General features: G+C 31.0%; 15 protein-coding genes. 6 read left to right on the plus strand and 9 right to left on the minus strand.

Going from position 1 to position 16,958, the window contains the following annotated elements:
• Nucleotides 1-23: 23 nt before the first annotated feature.
• From BXY80_RS07760 to BXY80_RS07775, 4 genes are read right to left on the minus strand one after another with little or no spacing between them, the layout of a single operon-like run.
• Complete coding sequence (locus tag BXY80_RS07760; RefSeq protein ID WP_120200695.1) at nucleotides 24-3,305, minus strand: glycosyl hydrolase; 3,282 nt, start codon at nucleotides 3,303-3,305, stop codon at nucleotides 24-26.
• Between the two features lie 49 nt (nucleotides 3,306-3,354).
• Nucleotides 3,355-4,356 carry an NADP-dependent oxidoreductase gene (locus tag BXY80_RS07765; RefSeq protein ID WP_120200852.1) on the minus strand — a complete coding sequence of 334 codons (1,002 nt, stop codon included), beginning with the start codon at nucleotides 4,354-4,356 and terminating at the stop codon, nucleotides 3,355-3,357.
• Nucleotides 4,357-4,389: 33 nt separating this feature from the next.
• A complete protein-coding gene (locus tag BXY80_RS07770; protein WP_120200696.1) occupies nucleotides 4,390-5,946 on the minus strand; it encodes a DEAD/DEAH box helicase in 1,557 nt (518 codons plus the stop codon).
• A gap of 43 nt (nucleotides 5,947-5,989) precedes the next feature.
• On the minus strand, nucleotides 5,990-7,108 hold the full coding sequence (locus tag BXY80_RS07775; protein ID WP_120200697.1) for a DEAD/DEAH box helicase: 1,119 nt from the start codon (nucleotides 7,106-7,108) through the stop codon (nucleotides 5,990-5,992).
• Nucleotides 7,109-7,187: 79 nt separating this feature from the next.
• On the opposite strand from BXY80_RS07775, the gene BXY80_RS07780 reads away from it, so the two are divergent.
• The 5 genes from BXY80_RS07780 (at nucleotide 7,188) to BXY80_RS07800 (ending at nucleotide 12,025) form a co-directional block, all read left to right on the plus strand.
• Entirely contained in the window at nucleotides 7,188-8,003 is an 816-nt protein-coding gene (locus BXY80_RS07780; RefSeq protein WP_120200698.1) for a DUF1853 family protein, read from the plus strand.
• Between the two features lie 38 nt (nucleotides 8,004-8,041).
• On the plus strand, nucleotides 8,042-8,527 hold the full coding sequence (locus tag BXY80_RS07785; protein WP_120200699.1) for a DUF1572 domain-containing protein: 486 nt from the start codon (nucleotides 8,042-8,044) through the stop codon (nucleotides 8,525-8,527).
• A gap of 3 nt (nucleotides 8,528-8,530) precedes the next feature.
• Nucleotides 8,531-8,893 (plus strand): DUF1801 domain-containing protein, encoded by a 363-nt coding sequence (locus BXY80_RS07790; RefSeq protein ID WP_120200700.1) that lies wholly within the window; start codon nucleotides 8,531-8,533, stop codon nucleotides 8,891-8,893.
• 245 nt (nucleotides 8,894-9,138) lie between these two features.
• Nucleotides 9,139-11,451 (plus strand): type IA DNA topoisomerase, encoded by a 2,313-nt coding sequence (locus BXY80_RS07795; protein WP_120200701.1) that lies wholly within the window; start codon nucleotides 9,139-9,141, stop codon nucleotides 11,449-11,451.
• A complete protein-coding gene (locus tag BXY80_RS07800) occupies nucleotides 11,438-12,025 on the plus strand; it encodes a pseudouridine synthase (RefSeq protein ID WP_245977209.1) in 588 nt (195 codons plus the stop codon). The genes BXY80_RS07795 and BXY80_RS07800 overlap by 14 nt, the downstream gene beginning before the upstream one ends.
• 6 nt (nucleotides 12,026-12,031) lie before the next feature.
• Here the strand turns inward: BXY80_RS07800 and BXY80_RS07805 are convergent, their stop codons facing one another.
• The 3 genes from BXY80_RS07805 to BXY80_RS07815 all read right to left on the minus strand — a co-directional run bounded on the left by BXY80_RS07805 (nucleotide 12,032) and on the right by BXY80_RS07815 (nucleotide 15,117).
• Nucleotides 12,032-12,490: a cold-shock protein gene (locus BXY80_RS07805; RefSeq protein WP_120200702.1), complete on the minus strand. Its 459-nt coding sequence runs from the start codon at nucleotides 12,488-12,490 to the stop codon at nucleotides 12,032-12,034.
• A gap of 177 nt (nucleotides 12,491-12,667) precedes the next feature.
• Nucleotides 12,668-13,360: a hypothetical protein gene (locus tag BXY80_RS07810; protein WP_147376111.1), complete on the minus strand. Its 693-nt coding sequence runs from the start codon at nucleotides 13,358-13,360 to the stop codon at nucleotides 12,668-12,670.
• Between the two features lie 242 nt (nucleotides 13,361-13,602).
• Nucleotides 13,603-15,117, minus strand: a complete 1,515-nt coding sequence (locus BXY80_RS07815; protein WP_120200704.1) for a DEAD/DEAH box helicase — start codon at nucleotides 15,115-15,117, stop codon at nucleotides 13,603-13,605.
• A gap of 536 nt (nucleotides 15,118-15,653) precedes the next feature.
• Here BXY80_RS07815 and BXY80_RS07820 point away from each other — a divergent pair.
• Complete coding sequence (locus BXY80_RS07820) at nucleotides 15,654-16,217, plus strand: ExbD/TolR family protein (protein WP_120200705.1); 564 nt, start codon at nucleotides 15,654-15,656, stop codon at nucleotides 16,215-16,217.
• On the opposite strand, the gene BXY80_RS07825 is transcribed toward BXY80_RS07820, so the two are convergent.
• The gene (locus BXY80_RS07825) at nucleotides 16,214-16,624 is read right to left on the minus strand and encodes a 3D domain-containing protein (protein WP_120200706.1); all 411 of its coding nucleotides are present in this window, start codon (nucleotides 16,622-16,624) and stop codon (nucleotides 16,214-16,216) included. The two genes, BXY80_RS07820 and BXY80_RS07825, sit on opposite strands and share 4 nt — an antisense overlap.
• 12 nt (nucleotides 16,625-16,636) lie before the next feature.
• A complete protein-coding gene (locus BXY80_RS07830) occupies nucleotides 16,637-16,957 on the minus strand; it encodes a hypothetical protein (RefSeq protein ID WP_120200707.1) in 321 nt (106 codons plus the stop codon).
• Nucleotide 16,958: the final 1 nt, after the last annotated feature.

Here is a 16,958-nt window from a genome sequence, read left to right on the forward strand (position 1 = left end):
TTTATTCTTCTTAATTTGAGTATTTAATTTTCAAAATCGTAGCCACGTCCTGGTGTATAAGCAGCACCAGACTTTATAAGCTTATCTTCTAATTGTTTTATATCAGAATTATAAATAGACTCAACACGTTTTTTAATAGCATCAATTTTTGATTTAGCTATAGCATAACTATCTCTATGTGTTTTTGTAGGTGCTGAAGTAGAATATTTTTGTTCATAGCTAATTACACCTATTCTGCTTGCTGGCGATTTAGGTTGACTTATATCTAATTTTGATTTTACGCTGTCACCATATAAATCTATGCCAATTTGTTTTAATTTATTTTCAATTGCAACAACAGACTTGGTAAGCTCACCAAATGGTTGGTCAGACCTCATAATTGCTTCCTTGATATGCTTTAGCTTTGTATTAGTTTCTTTTATAATGCTTTGACAAGCACCATAATCTGCTTCTAATTGCATCACATCTTTTTGGAACGCCACTTTTGCGGCTCTATTTTCTGCTGGCATTACAGTATTATCTAAAGCCTTAACTTTAAATGTTACAGGTCCAGCAAGTTTAGTCAACTCATTGTTTTTATACAATTGCATATCAACAGTATACGTTCCTGGTTCAACTAAAGTACCTTCGTCAATGGCTGCCCAAGGATTATAAAAAGATGATTTGTTTAAGTTAATTGGATTTTGCAAAGTATATCTTAAATCCCAATGAAAACGCTGTACTCCTTTAGTAGGTTTTTTAAGTACCTTTTTTACGACTTGCCCTTTATCATTTTTTATAGTGAATACTAATTTAGCTTCAGCTTCTTCAACCTCAGTTTTATATTCATTATAACTAGGATAAGGTGTATTGCTTTCATTTTCAATAAGTTCTTTTTCCTTTTTTGAACGTTTATCTTTTAACGATTTGTAATCCTCATTATAATAATATGTAATCATTGCTTCTGGCCCAAGGTTTGGTGCAGTATAAAAGTTATCACCTTGAAATGATTTTCCTGGAAGACCTAACGGAAGACTTTTTTCCCAAGATAAGGCATCTCTAACCGAATAAATTTTTGCAGTTTCTGAAGGCTTATTATTTTCAATGTTACGTAAAGCAGAATAATCGTCTAAAACATAAAAACCTCTACCAAACGTACCAAGTACTAAATCATTTTCTCGTTCTTGAATAGTAATATCTCTAACTGCAATTGTTGGTAATCCAGCAGCTAGCTCTTTCCAACGTTGCCCTTTATTAGGCGAAAAGAAGGCACCATATTCTGTACCACAAAAAATAAGATTTGGATCTACATGATCTTCTTCTATTGAGTATACACTACCTTTTGGTAAATTACTACTAATGTTTGACCAAGTTTGACCTTTATCGCTTGACTTAAATATATAAGGCTTAAAGTCTCCAAACTTATGATGATTAAATGCAACATATAGTGTATTTACATCATGTTTAGATAAAAATATACTATTAACATATGATAGTTTTGGTGCACCTGAAATATTTGAAACTTTCCTCCATGTGTTACCTCCATTCTCACTAATATGAATAATACCATCATCAGTACCTGCAGCAATTAAATTTTCGTCTATTGGCGATTCAGATAAAGCTACAACAGCACCATAAAGTGATGTAGAACCATTTTTAGCAACAGCATCAATACTCACAACACGGTCATAAACTTTTAAGGTGTTTCTATTAATTTGTTGTGATAAATCATCACTAATAACGTCCCAACTATTACCATAATCATTAGAACGAAACACTTTGTTTCCTGCAAAATATAAACGACCCGAAGCATGTCTACTAACAACTAATGGTGAATCCCAATTAAAGCGATAAGCATTTTCGTTTTCTTTTTCACTAGGTTGAATTCCAACAATTTCTCCACTCTTTTTATCATAACGTACTAAAAATCCATTTTGAGATTGAGCATACACTATATCTGGATTATCTGGGTCGATTTGAGATTCAAAACCATCGCCTCCATTTGTAATAAACCAATCAAAATTTGTTATACCATGATTTGTTAGAACTCTTGATGGTCCGCCAATACTAAAGTTATCTTGTGTTCCCCCATATACATTATAAAACGGATAATCATTATCAACTGCTACTTTGTAAAACTGTGTTACCGGAATATTTTCTTTAAAATCCCATGTTTTTGCTGCATCAAATGTTTCATACATTCCGCCATCACAACCAACAAGCCAGTGTTTGTTATTGTTTGGGTCAATCCACATACAGTGGTTGTCTACATGTTTAAAAACCTCTCCAACTTTCTGAAATGATTTTCCGCCATCATGGCTTACAGACATCCAAGTATCCATAGAATAAATAGTATTTGGTTCTATTGGATCTGCTATAATCTCTTGGTAATAGTTTCCGCTTGTTTTATGTTTTCCTCTTTTGTCCCAACTTGCGCCTCTATTTGTAGAAGCAAAGAAACCGCCTTTTCCATCTGCTGCTTCAACAATTGCATAAATGATTTCTGGATCGGCAGGAGAAATGGCTAAACCAATTCGCCCTAACTCAGTAGTTGGTAATCCTTTGTTTATTTCGGTCCAAGTTGTTCCGCCATCTGTACTTTTATGCATTCCAGAACCTGGTCCGCCACCAACATAAGTATAAACATGGCGTCTACGCTGAAATGTTGAAGCATACAATACATCAGGATTTCTTGGATCCATTACAACATCATTAACTCCAGTATGTTCATCAACAGTTAAAACAGCTTCCCAGTTTTCACCGCCATCAGTTGTTCTGTATAAGCCTCTATCACCACCTTTGCTCCATAAAGGACCAATTGCAGCTACATAAACAATATTAGAATCTTCTGGGTGAACAATTATTCTTCCGATATGCTCAGATGTTTCTAAACCCATATTTTTCCAGCTATTTCCTCCATCAAGTGATTTGTATATACCATCACCATAAGAGACAGAACGCTGGTTATTATTTTCTCCTGTTCCTACCCAAATAACATTAGTATTATTAGGATCGATAGTAATACATCCTATTGAATATGAACCTTCATTATCAAATATTGGCGTAAACTCTATACCAGAATTAATAGTTTTCCAAACGCCTCCTGCAGAAGCAGCTACGTAATATTCAAATGGATTATTAGGGTTTACTGCAACATCAGAAATACGTCCAGATGTTAATGAAGGCCCAATACTTCTCCATTTAAGACCATCTATTTTAATTTCGTCTAAGGGTTGTTTGTCTTCCTTTTTTGATTTTTTTTGGGCATGTGAAAATTGCAGACTTAACAAAAAGACTACAACATAAAGAATGGTTGATTTTTTCATGTTTAGTATAAATATAATAAGGCTTAAAAATACTACTAAAATTATAGTATTAAATCACTTTTAACACTAATTTTCCATGTTTATCACCTGAAAACAATCGATTGTAAGTTTCTTGGAAATTTTCTATGCCTTCGTAAATGTCTTCCTTGCTTTTTAATTGCCCTTGCTGAATCCAACGACTTATATCTTTTGCTGCTTCATGATATCTATTTGCATAGTCAAACACAACCATACCTTGCATTGTTGCTCTATTTACAAGTAATGATAAATAATTACTTGGCCCTTTTATACGTGTTGTATTGTTGTATTGAGATATTGCACCACAAATAACAATTCTTGCATGTCTACGTATATGTGCTAATGCAGCATCAAGAATTTCTCCTCCAACATTATCAAAAAAGACATCAATGCCTTTTGGGCATTTTTCTTTTAACGCTAAAATTACTTTTTCAGATTTATAATCTATTGCATCATCAAAGCCTAAGTCATTGACCAAATAATTACATTTTTCTTTTCCGCCAGCTATACCTATTACAGTGCATTCTTTAATTTTTGCAATTTGACCAACGATACTACCAACAGCGCCAGCCGCTCCTGAGATTAAAACAACATCTCCTTTTTTTATCTTGCCAACTTCAATAATTCCGAAATATGCTGTCATACCAGTCATGCCTAAAGTACCAAGGTACATTGGCATTGGTGCTAAGGCTTCATCGACTTTATGCCAATTGTCTCCATTTGTGACGCAATATTGTTGTACGCCTCCAAAACCTGTAAGACAATCTCCGACTTTAAAACTGGAATGATTATTTACTTTAATAACCTTTCCTATTGCTCCAGCTCGCATAACATCATTTATTCGAATGGGTTCAATATAGGATTTGCCTTCGTTCATCCATCCACGCATAGCTGGATCTAAGGACACATAATGTTGTTGGATTAAAACTTCGCCTTCCTTTAATTCCGGAATAGGTTGTTCTTCTAATAACCAAGTATCAGAATCAGGAAATCCGCTTGGTCGTTTTTTTAATATAAGTCGTTTGTTCATAATGCCTAATATCGGCATTATTTAAATGAATTCAAACTAATCTTCTGGTGGAAAACCATGGATAGCTTCAAAGACTTCATCAAAGTTTTTACGAAGATATGTTCGTAAACGTTGACGATAATCTTGGTGTAACCATTTTACAAAATTGAATGTGCTATTGCTTATACATTTTGTATAACGATCTAACCTGTGATTAATATCATCTTCTAACAACTTCATTAAAGCTAATGCATCATAAACATCCTCACTGTTTTCGATACAAATTTTTGCATGATGTTCTATAGATCTTTCTAATAAAACTTTTGACGATTCGCCATTATTAACCGAATCGATATAAGCTTGTTTGACATCGAAGTATACATCTTCAGATTTACTAAACTCAGCTCTAATGGCTTCTGGCATTTCGTACCTAAAGTTGCTCTCAATATCTTCATCATTAATAATACTGTCTAAGTAATAGTTAGGAGAACTAAATATTTTTTGCCAGTTGATGTCTGCGCCCCAAGGACCAAACCTATGAAGGTTGTTTCCTAAATCTATAATAGAAAACATAGACTTATCTTTTAAAATACGTGAGCCTCTACCTACCATTTGGTAATATAAAGCAAGAGACTTAGTAGCTCTATTTAAAATGATAGATTCTACTGTTGGCTCATCAAACCCAGTAGTTAAGATACTTACAGATGTTAAAATAGCATTTGGAGTTTCTTTAAACCATTGTAAAATTTGTTGACGTTGTTTTTTTGACGCTGTATTGTCTAAGTGTGCTATGGTGTAACCAGCACTTCTAAAGGCATCATAAACATGAAGTGATGTATTGATTCCGTTATTAAAAATTAGTGTTTTCTTACCCTTAGAATGCGTTTCATAAGCATAAACTAATTTTTTTAACATATCTGTATTTGTATACAAATCTTCAGAAGATTTTACTGTATAATCTCCATTAGAACCAACTTCTAAAGTTGTTAAGCCTACATTGTATGAATAGGTTTCTGCGCGTGCTAAAAATTCATTTTCTATTAAAGACTCGATAGTTTCTCCAGTAATAAGTTCATTATAATTACCTTTCATTGGTAAGTCTTTATTAGAACTTAAAGGCGTAGCAGTAACACCTAAAATGAAAGATTTTTCAAAGTATTTAAATAATTTGGTAAACGAGTTGTAATGCGCTTCATCAATAATAACTAATCCAACATCAGAGATATCAAGCCGATCTTCTTGTAGTCTGTTGTTTAGCGTTTCAACCATGGCAACATAGCAACTATACTCTTTTTGATCGTCTAAATTTGCTTTACTATCTACAACTTTATTCGTTACATTAAACTCAGTAAGCATGTTTGAAGTTTGCTTGCAAAGCTCTATTCGATGCGTTAAGACTACAACTTTTTTATTGTGATTTTTTAGGTATTGTCTAACCAATTCAGAAAAAATAACAGTTTTTCCTCCACCAGTTGGTAATTGATATAGTAAATGATAATCATCTGGAGCATCATCAAAACGTTTAAAAACTTTATCGATGGCCTTTTTTTGATAGCTGTATAAATCTTTAGCAATTTTTTGTTGCTCTATTTCTGAAACTGGACTAACTGACATGTAAATATTTTAATAGTGTTGTATGTAAACTTTTTAGCTAAGATTACATTGTAATTTCTTTAAATGTAATACCTAAAGCTTTTTGAATATCGATAACCTTTTGCATTTCTCCTGGAATAATTAAAGCCAAAGATTGACCTGTTTTCCCAGCTCTTGCTGTTCTACCACTTCTATGCGTATAATATTCTAGTTGTTCTGGCAATTGATGATGAATTATAAAAGCAAGATTATTAACATCAATACCTCGTGCAGAAACATCTGTAGAAACTAATATTTGCAAAGATTCATTTTTAAAAGCACGCATGACTTTGTCACGTTCTTTTTGTTGCATATCGCCTTCTAACGCTCCAACAGAAAAACCTTCATCTTTCAATAATTGTGTTAATTGCTTTGTTCCAGCTTTTGTTCTACAAAAAATAATACCACGCTCATCATCTCTTTTATCTAAAATTCGAGTAATGACGTTAAGCTTGTCTTTAATAGTTGTAGAAATATAATGATGCGAAATATTTGCATTTACCAAACTGTTTTTATTCACTTCAACTTTAACAGCATCAGAAGACATGTAGGTTTTTATAATTTTCTGAATTTCTTCTGGCATTGTAGCTGAAAACAACCAAGTATGACGTGTGCCGCTTGTATGTTTTAAAATCTTATTAAGGTCTTCTTTAAAACCCATACTTAGCATTTCGTCTGCTTCATCTAAAATTAAGGTTTTAATGTTCTTTATATTAATATCACCACGCTCAACAAAATCTAATAAACGGCCAGGTGTTGCAACAATAATATGAGTTGTTCTCTGTAATCGTTTAATTTGTATGTCCATCTTTTCACCTCCATAAACACCTTCGGCAAAAATTTTAGAATCACAATACTTTGTAAACTTAAAGAGTTGCTTTTGAATTTGTTGTACCAATTCACGTGTTGGTGCCAAAATTAATACTTGTACATCATCATTCTTTGGGTTGATTTGATGCAAAGCTGGCAAACCAAAAGCTGCAGTTTTACCAGTTCCTGTTTGTGCTAAACCAATAAAATCGGTTTCGTTTTCTAAAAGAACAGGAATTGCTTCTTCTTGAATTTCTGTAGGTGTTTTTATATTAAGTGCTTTCAAACCTTTAATAAAATCCTTTTTAATTCCTAAATCAAAAAATGTAGACATACTTGTATAATTACGATTTTGCAAAGGTAAGTTTATTACACGCATTTTTATACTATAATTTGTAATTTCGACGATGACAATGGAAATAAAATTAAAACGTATCGATTTACAGTATTTAGGGTTTTTAAATACGCCTTTACTTTGGGAAACATCTAATGTTTGTGGTTTAAAGCAATTGCAATTACCAAAAACTAACTCGTCTGGATTTGATGGTGTAGTAAATTCAAAGTTACGATTAGGGAAACTTGTAGAACAATTTGTTTTTAATACTCTTGAAAACTATAATGAGATTGAATTACTTATTAAAAACATTCAGATACAACAAGGTAAGTTAACACTTGGTGAATTAGATTGTATATTAACCTATAATGGCGAACCTATTCATTTAGAAATAGTTTATAAATTCTACTTATATGATGCCTCTGTTGGAACTACAGAATTAGAACACTGGATTGGGCCAAACCGAAAAGATAGCTTTATACAAAAGCTTACTAAACTAAAAGAAAAGCAATTGCCTCTACTCTATTCTAAAGCATGTGAGGCAGTATTAGGTAAACTAAAATTAAATCATAGAGAAATTAAACAGTATGTTTTTTTTAAAGCTCAATTATTTGTGCCATTAGAATTGAAAAATGAATCCTTTAAAAATATAAACAATGACTGTATTAAAGGGGTTTATATAAACTATAATCAGCTAAATCAGTTTTCTAATTGCAAATTTTATATACCAACCAAAATCAATTGGTTAATAGATGTACATACACAAGTAAACTGGTTGACTTTTAAAGAGTTTTTACCAAAAATAAAATTGATACTCGATAATAAAACAGCACCTCTGTGTTGGATAAAATCACCTAATGGCGAATTACAAAAATGTTTTTTGATTTGGTGGTAATTTTATTTTTATACATAAATTAAATATTTTAAATAATTATGGAATCGTCAAACCAAATAGCAAAACGTTTTAGAGAAGTTCTTTTAAATGGAACATGGATTGCTAACACAAACTATAAACACCAATTATCTAGTATAACTTGGGAGCAAGCTACACATAAAATAGGTTCTTTAAACACCATAGCTACATTAGCTTTCCATATTGATTATTATATAGCCGGAATATTAAACGTTTTTAAAGGTGGTGAACTAGAAATAAGAGACAAATACAGTTTTGATGCTCCAAAAATTACATCAAACAAAGATTGGGAGATTTTTATAAACCAAATGTGGATTAATGCTGAAAAATTTGCCAAGCATGTTGAGTCTATGCCAAATAATAAACTAGAAGATGATTTTGTAGATGAAAAATATGGAAGTTATAGACGAAATATTGAAGGCGTCATTGAGCATAGTTATTATCATTTAGGTCAAATTTCATTAATTCATAAAATGATTAGAGAATTGAATAATCCGCAAACATAACATATGAGCATAAATGATACTTTTTATTTTAATAAAGAAGAGCCTAATAAAAGTTGTTTACTAACTTTACGCAATATCATTTTAGATCAGGACGAAAGCATTACTGAAACCAAAAAATATAGTATGCCCTGTTTTTGTTATAAGAACAAAATGTTTTGCTATTTATGGATAGATAAGAAAACTGAAGAACCATATATTCTCTTTGTTGAAGGTCTACGCCTACATCATCCAAAACTAGAGATTGGTAAACGTTCTAGAATGAAAGTATTTAGAGTTAATCCTAATGAAGATATACCTTTAAATATCATTAAAGTGCTATTGAAAACTGCATTAGATTTATATAAAAATGGAACTATAATTATTTAGTAATTAGTGCGTCATTCTGAACTTGTTTCAGAATCCCATTACATAGGAAATCAACAATATCAGTTATGTGACCCTGAAATAAATTCAGGGTGACGTATTAAAAATATGATAAACGAAATTATATCGATATAAAGAAACAAACAACATACTGTGCTTGGTTAATAACTCCTAAAAAAACATCTTTAAAACCCTCAAGTATTTTCCTATTTTGCAAGTTCTAATTTATACAAAACAAACTAATAACTGTGAAAGTCTGTATTGCCGAAAAGCCTAGTGTTGCTCGAGAAATAGCATCTGTACTTGGAGCTAATACTAAGTATGATGGTTACTATCAAGGCAATGGTTATGCAGTAACGTATACGTTTGGGCATCTATGTACATTACAAGAGCCAAACGATTATAAACCACATTGGAAAAGTTGGGATTTAAACAACCTACCAATGCTTCCAGAAAAATTTAAAATTAAAGTTTCTAACAATCAAGGCATACAGAAGCAATTCAATATTGTAAAGCAATTATTCGATAAAGCAGATGTTGTTATTAATTGTGGTGATGCAGGTCAAGAAGGAGAATTAATTCAGCGTTGGGTTTTAAACCAAGCTAATTACAAAGGCGAAGTAAAACGCTTATGGATTTCGTCATTAACAACCGAAGCGATTAAAGAAGGCTTTAATAACTTAAAGTCGTCTCAAGATTATGACAATTTGTATTATGCAGGTTTTTCTCGTGCTATTGGCGATTGGTTATTAGGTATGAATGCTACGCGGTTATACACGGTAAAACATGGTGGATACAAGCAAGTATTATCTGTTGGTCGTGTGCAAACACCTACACTTGCTATGCTTGTAGATCGTTATGAAGCTATAGAGAATTTTAAACCTCAACCCTATTGGGAATTGCAAACACTATATAGAGATACGTTGTTTGCTTATGAAGATGGTCGTTTTTTAAAAATGGAAGACGGCGAGATTTTAGCAAATAAAGTTAAAGAACATGATTTTGAAATTGTGTCTGTAACAAAAAAGAAAGGCAAAGAATATGCTCCAAAATTGTTTGACTTAACAGGATTGCAAGTCTATTGTAATACAAAATTTGGTTTTTCTGCAGATGAAACTTTAAAGATTGTTCAAAAATTATACGAACAAAAAGTAGTAACATACCCAAGAGTAGATACAACTTTTTTACCAAATGATGTATATCCTAAAGTTTCAGGAATACTTAGTAAACTAACTAATTATTCAAGTTTAACACAACCGCTTCTTGGTAAAAAAGTAAAGAAATCTGCTAAAGTCTTTAATGATAAAAAAGTAACTGATCATCATGCAATTATTCCAACAGGAATTCAAATTAATTTGCAATACCATCAGCAACAGGTTTATGATATAATAACAAGACGTTTTATCGCTGTATTTTATGACGACTGTTCAGTATCAAATACAACAGTTATTGGTAAAGCAGATGATGTTAATTTTAAAACAACAGGAAAAGAAATCTTAGAGAAAGGCTGGCGCATTGTTTTTGACACTTCGACGTTGCTCAGTGACCAAAAAAAGAAAGACAAAAAAGAATCAGATGTTCTTCCTTCATTTATTAAAGGCGAAAAGGGAGCGCATGAACCTTCATTTTTAGAGAAACAAACCAAACCACCAAATCAATACACTGAAGCTTCACTCCTACGCGCTATGGAAACTGCTGGCAAGCAGGTTGACGATGACGAAATGAGAGAGCTTATGAAAGATAATGGTATTGGTCGTCCATCAACACGCGCAAATATTATTGAGACCTTATTTAAACGTCAATATATTAAACGAAATAAAAAGCAAATTTTGCCCACAGTAACTGGTATTGCGCTTATAAATACGATTCAAAATGAATTATTAAAATCTGCAGAGTTAACTGGTCGTTGGGAAAAACAATTAAAAGATATTGAAAAAGGAGAATTTAGTGCAAGCCTCTTTATTAAGAATATGAAACGTATGGTTGATGAGTTAGTTTATGAAGTACGTAGTGAAACTAAACGTGCAAATATCTCACAAGCCAAGGTCATTGAACAACGAAAAGCTGCACCTAAACTTAAAATAAAAGCAGGAATAACTTCTGAAACGTGTCCGAAATGTAAAAAAGGAACGATAATAAAAGGAAAGTCTGCCTATGGATGTACTGCTTATAAAACAGGCTGTGATTTAGTTTTGCCTTTTACTTTTAATGCTAAGAAAATTTCAGAAAAACAATATATAAGATTATTACAAAAAGGGTCAACAGTAAACCTAAAAGGTTTTAAAACAGCTTCTGGTAGTATTGAAGGATTGCTTCGTTTTAATGAGCAGTTTAAATTGATTTTTGAGCCTAAAAAAGTCATAATTAAAGATGTCCCAGATACTTTAGTGTGTCCAAAATGTAAAAAAGGAAACGTTATAAAAGGAAAATCTGCTTATGGATGCAATGCTTATAAAAGCGGATGTGATTTTAAAGTTTCATTTAATGACATCAAGACTAAAGCAAATAATAAAAAACTTACTAAAGAATTAGTATATAAGATTTTAAGTGAATCCATCTAAAACAATACATCAACACTTTAAACTCTACAAACCTTATGGTTATTTAAGTCAGTTTAAGAGTAATGCTAAACATGAACTTAAAAAAAAGTTCTTGGGCGAGTTATATAATTTTCCTAAAAATACAATGGCAATTGGTAGGCTTGATAAAGATTCTGAAGGCTTATTGCTATTAACTACAAATGGAAAAGTAAGTTATGCTATATGTAATACATCTGTTGAAAAAGAATACTATGTTCAAGTTGATGGAGAAATCACAAAAGATGCTATTAACCAATTACAAGGTGGTGTTGTTTTAAGTTATGGCAAAACCAAATACACAACAAAACCTTCAAAAGTTCATAAACTAACAACTATTCCAGATTTTCCTAAACGTGGCCAAAAAATTAGAGACGATAGACATGGCGCTACATCTTGGGTCTCTATTACAATCAATGAAGGCAAATTTAGACAAGTGCGCAAAATGACAGCTGTTGTGGGTTTCCCTACATTGCGATTAGTAAGAGTAAGAGTTGGAACTATTACACTTGATGGATTAAATTCTGGAAATGTTATTGAAGTCAATAACTTAATCTAGTCGATGCTAGATAAGTTTAACGCGAACAGCATTCATACCTCTTTGCCCTTTTTCAAGTTCAAACTGTACTTTGTCATTTTCTTGAATCTCGTCAAGTAAACCACTTACATGGCAGAAATACTTTTCATTATCTTCTGTATCAATAATAAAACCAAATCCTTTTGAGTTATCATAAAATGACACTTTCCCTTTTCTGATAGGATCTATTTCTTCAATATTGCTATCATCACGTTTAGGAATGCCTATTTCTATAGATTCTGCTTTAACTTTAATTTTGTCTTCTGGATTTGGAGGTGTATCTGTTAAGTTTCCGTTATGGTCTACATAAGCAAATTGTATGCCTTGACCTCCAGATTCTTTAGCTTCAGCTTTACGAGCTTCTTTTTTCTTCTTTTTTTCTTCACGTTTTTTAGCACGTGCTTTTTCTTTTTCAATTTTGTTAAAAGTCTGTTGCGATTTTGCCATTAGGTAATTTAATGTGTTTTTATTTAATTTTTATGATGTACTAAACTAATGAATTGTAAAGGCAATTTTTAAAATTGAATTGTCGAAAGCTTGATTTAGTAGCTATATTTAATACAAATATAGACTTATAGATTATAATATAAAGAAAAAAATGAAATGCTGTTAGATTTACTTTAATTATTCTTTCTCAGGTTCTGTTTCTTTAGTGACTATTATTGTAGCTCTAACGCCTGTTAATAAGTTCCAACGTTTTGAAGATACTAAGTTGCCTTTATCATCATAAACCTGAAACTCAGCAGTGTTTGGTCCAGATTCACCTTGGTTTAATGCAATGAACTCTATTTTATTTATGCCTTCAGCAAGTGTAATATTAAACGACTTGTAGCCTCCAGTTAAAAGTAGCCTTGGTATTATAATATCTTCGTTAACACGAACTTGAACGATATCTCCATCTGGAAACTCATGGTCTCTACAAGAAATATTGACAAACTCTCCATTATTTTTATAACTACCAAGAAATTGGTCAGGCATTGATTCTAGCTTTAAACCTTGTTCTACAGCTTGTTTGTTTATCCTGTCTTCAAATAATTTTCCTGGATCTAAAAGCTTACTTTTATCAAACATAGAAAAACCTTCTTTTTCTTCTCTAATTTCTACTTTATTTTTATAGGAAATACCACTATAAGTGTTTTCATTCTTTTTTGTAATGCCTATGTTGCTTTTAGATTTAATTTGAAGTTTAGAAGGCGTAGAATCTTTTTCTTTTTTCTCTACTGCTGGAATTTTTAAACTTTTACTTTCAGAATCTGGTTGTGCATACATTTGAAATGTTGCAAAAAAGAAAATGAGATATAAATATTTAAAATTCATTAGTTGTAAATTTGTTTTTTGCCCTAATATTGTTTTGAGACGTCATTCTGAATTTATTTCAGAATCTCATCACTCAATAAATCAAATAATTACGATGAGAACCTGAAACAAGTTCAGGTTGACGAATACTTTTATGACTTATTAAGAAAAATCAACTTATTAATAATTGTCAATTTGAAAGCAAAAACTGTTCCTAAACTCGAAATAAACGTCATTTAATTTAAGAAATTTTAAATATTAAGTTAAAATTTGCCATTAAAACTGAGTCGTAGTTTACGTGTATACTCTTCAAACAGCCAATCTTTGTAGTTTTGAGTGCTATTCATTATACAATAACAGTATTGTTTTATTCTGTAACCTATATCATCTTGTAGCAGCTTTGCTAACTCTCTAGCTTCAAAAACATCTTCACTATTGTCTATACACATTTGTGAGTGTTGAGCAATTGAAACCTCAATAGCTTTCATAGATTTCTGACCTTGCCTTATGACGTCTTTATAGGTTTGTTTAATATCAAAATCTACATCTTTAGCTTTTTTAAATTTTTGACGCAATTTGTCTGGCATTACATAAACAAAATCGCGTTCTATATCTTCATCATTTCGCATATTCTCCAAATAATAATCTGGATTTTTAAATATATGCTGCCAATCTGTAGGTTGGCTCCAAGGTCCAAAACGTATAACATTGTTTCCTAAATCTACAACTAAAAAACTCTTTTTGTTATCTAGTATTCTAGAACCTCTTCCTATCATTTGAAAATAAAGTGTTAACGATCTAGTTGCTCTATTTAATATTATAGATTCTACTGTAGGCTCGTCGAAACCAGTAGTAAGAATACTAACCGATGTTAAAATTCCGTCAGGTGTATTTTTAAACCATTTTAAGATCTCTTTTCGTTCTTGCTTATTGCATGTGTTATCTAGATGCCTAACATTATAACCAGCTTTCTTAAAGGTATAGTATACTTCTTTTGAGGTGTTAATACCATTATTAAAAATTAAAGTTTTCTTTCCTTTAGATAGCTCTTCATAGGCATACAATAATTTGCCTTGCATTATTGAATTAGTATATAAAGCTTCAGAAGATTTTACAGTATAATCGCCATTAATACCAACTTTAAGTGTATTAAGTGATACATCATAATTATAAATTTCGGCAGTTGCTAAAAATCCATTTTTAATTAGTGTAGAAATATCATCACCAACTATTAGTTCTTTATAGTTGTCTTTCATTGGCAACTTAATGTTTGAACTTAAAGGTGTTGCTGTTACACCTAAAATAAAACATTTGTCAAAAAACTTAAATAACTTTCTAAAAGAATTATAATGTGCTTCATCAATAATAACAAGACCGATATCTTCTAGCTTAAGTTTATCATCATTAAGTCTATTGTTAAGCGTCTCTACCATTGCAACAAAACATTTGTATTGATCCTGGTCGGGCAACTCCTTAACTTTACTATTTATGATTTTATTTTTTACACCAAAACCAGAAAGCATTTTAGAGGTTTGCTTACACAACTCAATTCTATGCGTAAGAATAACAACTTTTTTTTGGTGTTTCTCGATATAACGTCTAACAATTTCAGAGAAAATAACAGTTTTTCCTCCACCAGTTGGTAACTGATATAATAAATTATAATCTTTAGGAGCCGTTTCTAATACATCAAATATGCGGTTTAGATCCGCAATTTGATAATCATACAAACGCTTTTTTGTGTGTTGTAAATTATCTATTTCAGTAATTTCCTGCATAGTGTTATAATCTGAAAAAAAAATTCTTACAAAATTAACCTTTTATTGAGTTATACATCACTAATGTTAAAAACATTTGAAAACTACACCCAAAATTGTTAAAGTCTGTTAAATTACTACTATGCAATACAAAGTACTGTAACAAATTTAATTTTATGTCGTCTACTTAGTAAACAGAAACATCAATCAAATTAAAAATCAAAAAATTATGAGAACTTTAAACAACAATCAATTAACAGGAACTTTAACAAATACGAAAAGTAACTCTTGGAACAGTAAAAGACGCTTTAGATAAAATATATTTAAAGTCATTCATCAATCAAATCAAAAAAAACAAATCATGAAAGCATTAACTAAAATTATCGACACGTCTCACAGTGTAAATGATGACTTAGACACTTTGAGATAAAAATTTTAATTCATCAATTAAAACAATCATTTGGAAGAAAAACCAATGTGTAAACCGCATTGGTTTTTTTGTTTATATATGGTATCATTTTTGTAACTACTTGCTAAACTATAAATATTCTTTTATTATGAAAACAAAACGTAACAGTGCTCCAGAAGTTAATGCAGGTTCAATGGCAGATATTGCATTTTTACTATTATTGTTTTTTCTAGTTTCAACAACCATTTCAATGGATACGGGAATTAACAGAAAGTTACCAGAACCTTGCCCAAAGAATGTTGATTGTTTTACAGAGATTAACGAACGTAACATTTTAAGAATAACTTTAAATGCTGAAAACAAAATTTATGTTGAAGACCAAGTGGTTTCGCTTGAAGATTTAAAGTTAATTGCAAAAGATTTTTTAGATAATAATGGCGATGCTACTTGCACATATTGCAATGGAGAAAAACAAGCTTCATCATCAGATAATCCATTAGATGCAGTTATATCATTACAAAATAACAGATTAACATCGTATAATTTTTATATTAAAGTACAAGATAAGTTAACCAAAGCGTATTATGAATTAAGAGCTAATTATGCGCATGAAGTACTAAAAAAGGATATAAATAGCTTAACTGAAGAAGAATTAAAGGACGTTAAAAAAGCATACCCTTTTATTTTATCTGAAGCTGAAACTAAAGATTAATCTTTAATTTCTGGCTTGACTTCTACTCTATATGTGATGGTTACTTTTTGGCGACCCCATTTTTTGGCTGCTTTAACATCTGTTCCCATATAGATATCTATGCGATTTTTCCAACGTTTATTCATTTTATCTTTAACAAGATAAATACCATCGAAACCTTCAATTTTTACTTGAGTGTTATGTTTTAAACCTAAGCTAAGTAAATCTCTAGATACAGCAATATATTTAAGACCAGGTTTTAAACTGTCACCAAAAGCTGTGATATGTGGGTTAGAACTGGTTTGATACGCTAAGGAATTATAAGCAGTGGCTGTAACTTCTATTGTCTCCCATTCAAAAATGTTTTCTTCTTTCTTGCAAGATATTATAAGAAGAATTATTGCTACAATAAAAATCTTCTTACTCATATGCAATTAGTTTTAGTTAAGGGATTTAGTTATATCCAAAATATTTGTGACTATTGTTATAATAAGCAGTATAATTAAAATGGAATTAACAACTAAACCAATTCCCTTTTTATAACTATTAGGGTCTTTTATTCCTTTTATACTGAAAATAAAACCAGCAATAGAGAAAAAGAAAATTAGCAAAATACAAACACCGCTAATTACTGAATATAAATTAAGACCAATAACTTCAGAATTTGCTAAACTTTGTAAAATAATAAACATCAAAATAAGTGCTAAACATAGTATAGCATATTTGAATCCTTTATTTGATTTTACTTGAGTTACACTCATA

The sequence above is a fragment of the Ichthyenterobacterium magnum genome (genome assembly GCF_003610635.1).
Classification (GTDB): domain Bacteria; phylum Bacteroidota; class Bacteroidia; order Flavobacteriales; family Flavobacteriaceae; genus Ichthyenterobacterium; species Ichthyenterobacterium magnum.

Bases quoted from the DNA above. Each gene is read 5' to 3' on its own strand.
- BXY80_RS07830 (WP_120200707.1), bottom strand. From the start codon at position 16,957: ATGAGTGTAACTCAAGTAAAATCAAATAAAGGATTCAAATATGCTATA.
- BXY80_RS07790 (WP_120200700.1), top strand. From the start codon at position 8,531: ATGAGCATAAATGATACTTTTTATTTTAATAAAGAAGAGCCTAATAAA.
- BXY80_RS07785 (WP_120200699.1), top strand. From the start codon at position 8,042: ATGGAATCGTCAAACCAAATAGCAAAACGTTTTAGAGAAGTTCTTTTA.
- BXY80_RS07780 (WP_120200698.1), top strand. From the start codon at position 7,188: ATGGAAATAAAATTAAAACGTATCGATTTACAGTATTTAGGGTTTTTA.
- BXY80_RS07825 (WP_120200706.1), bottom strand. From the start codon at position 16,624: ATGAGTAAGAAGATTTTTATTGTAGCAATAATTCTTCTTATAATATCT.
- BXY80_RS07810 (WP_147376111.1), bottom strand. From the start codon at position 13,360: ATGAATTTTAAATATTTATATCTCATTTTCTTTTTTGCAACATTTCAA.
- BXY80_RS07760 (WP_120200695.1), bottom strand. From the start codon at position 3,305: ATGAAAAAATCAACCATTCTTTATGTTGTAGTCTTTTTGTTAAGTCTG.
- BXY80_RS07815 (WP_120200704.1), bottom strand. From the start codon at position 15,117: ATGCAGGAAATTACTGAAATAGATAATTTACAACACACAAAAAAGCGT.
- BXY80_RS07775 (WP_120200697.1), bottom strand. From the start codon at position 7,108: ATGTCTACATTTTTTGATTTAGGAATTAAAAAGGATTTTATTAAAGGT.
- BXY80_RS07770 (WP_120200696.1), bottom strand. From the start codon at position 5,946: ATGTCAGTTAGTCCAGTTTCAGAAATAGAGCAACAAAAAATTGCTAAA.
- BXY80_RS07820 (WP_120200705.1), top strand. From the start codon at position 15,654: ATGAAAACAAAACGTAACAGTGCTCCAGAAGTTAATGCAGGTTCAATG.
- BXY80_RS07805 (WP_120200702.1), bottom strand. From the start codon at position 12,490: ATGGCAAAATCGCAACAGACTTTTAACAAAATTGAAAAAGAAAAAGCA.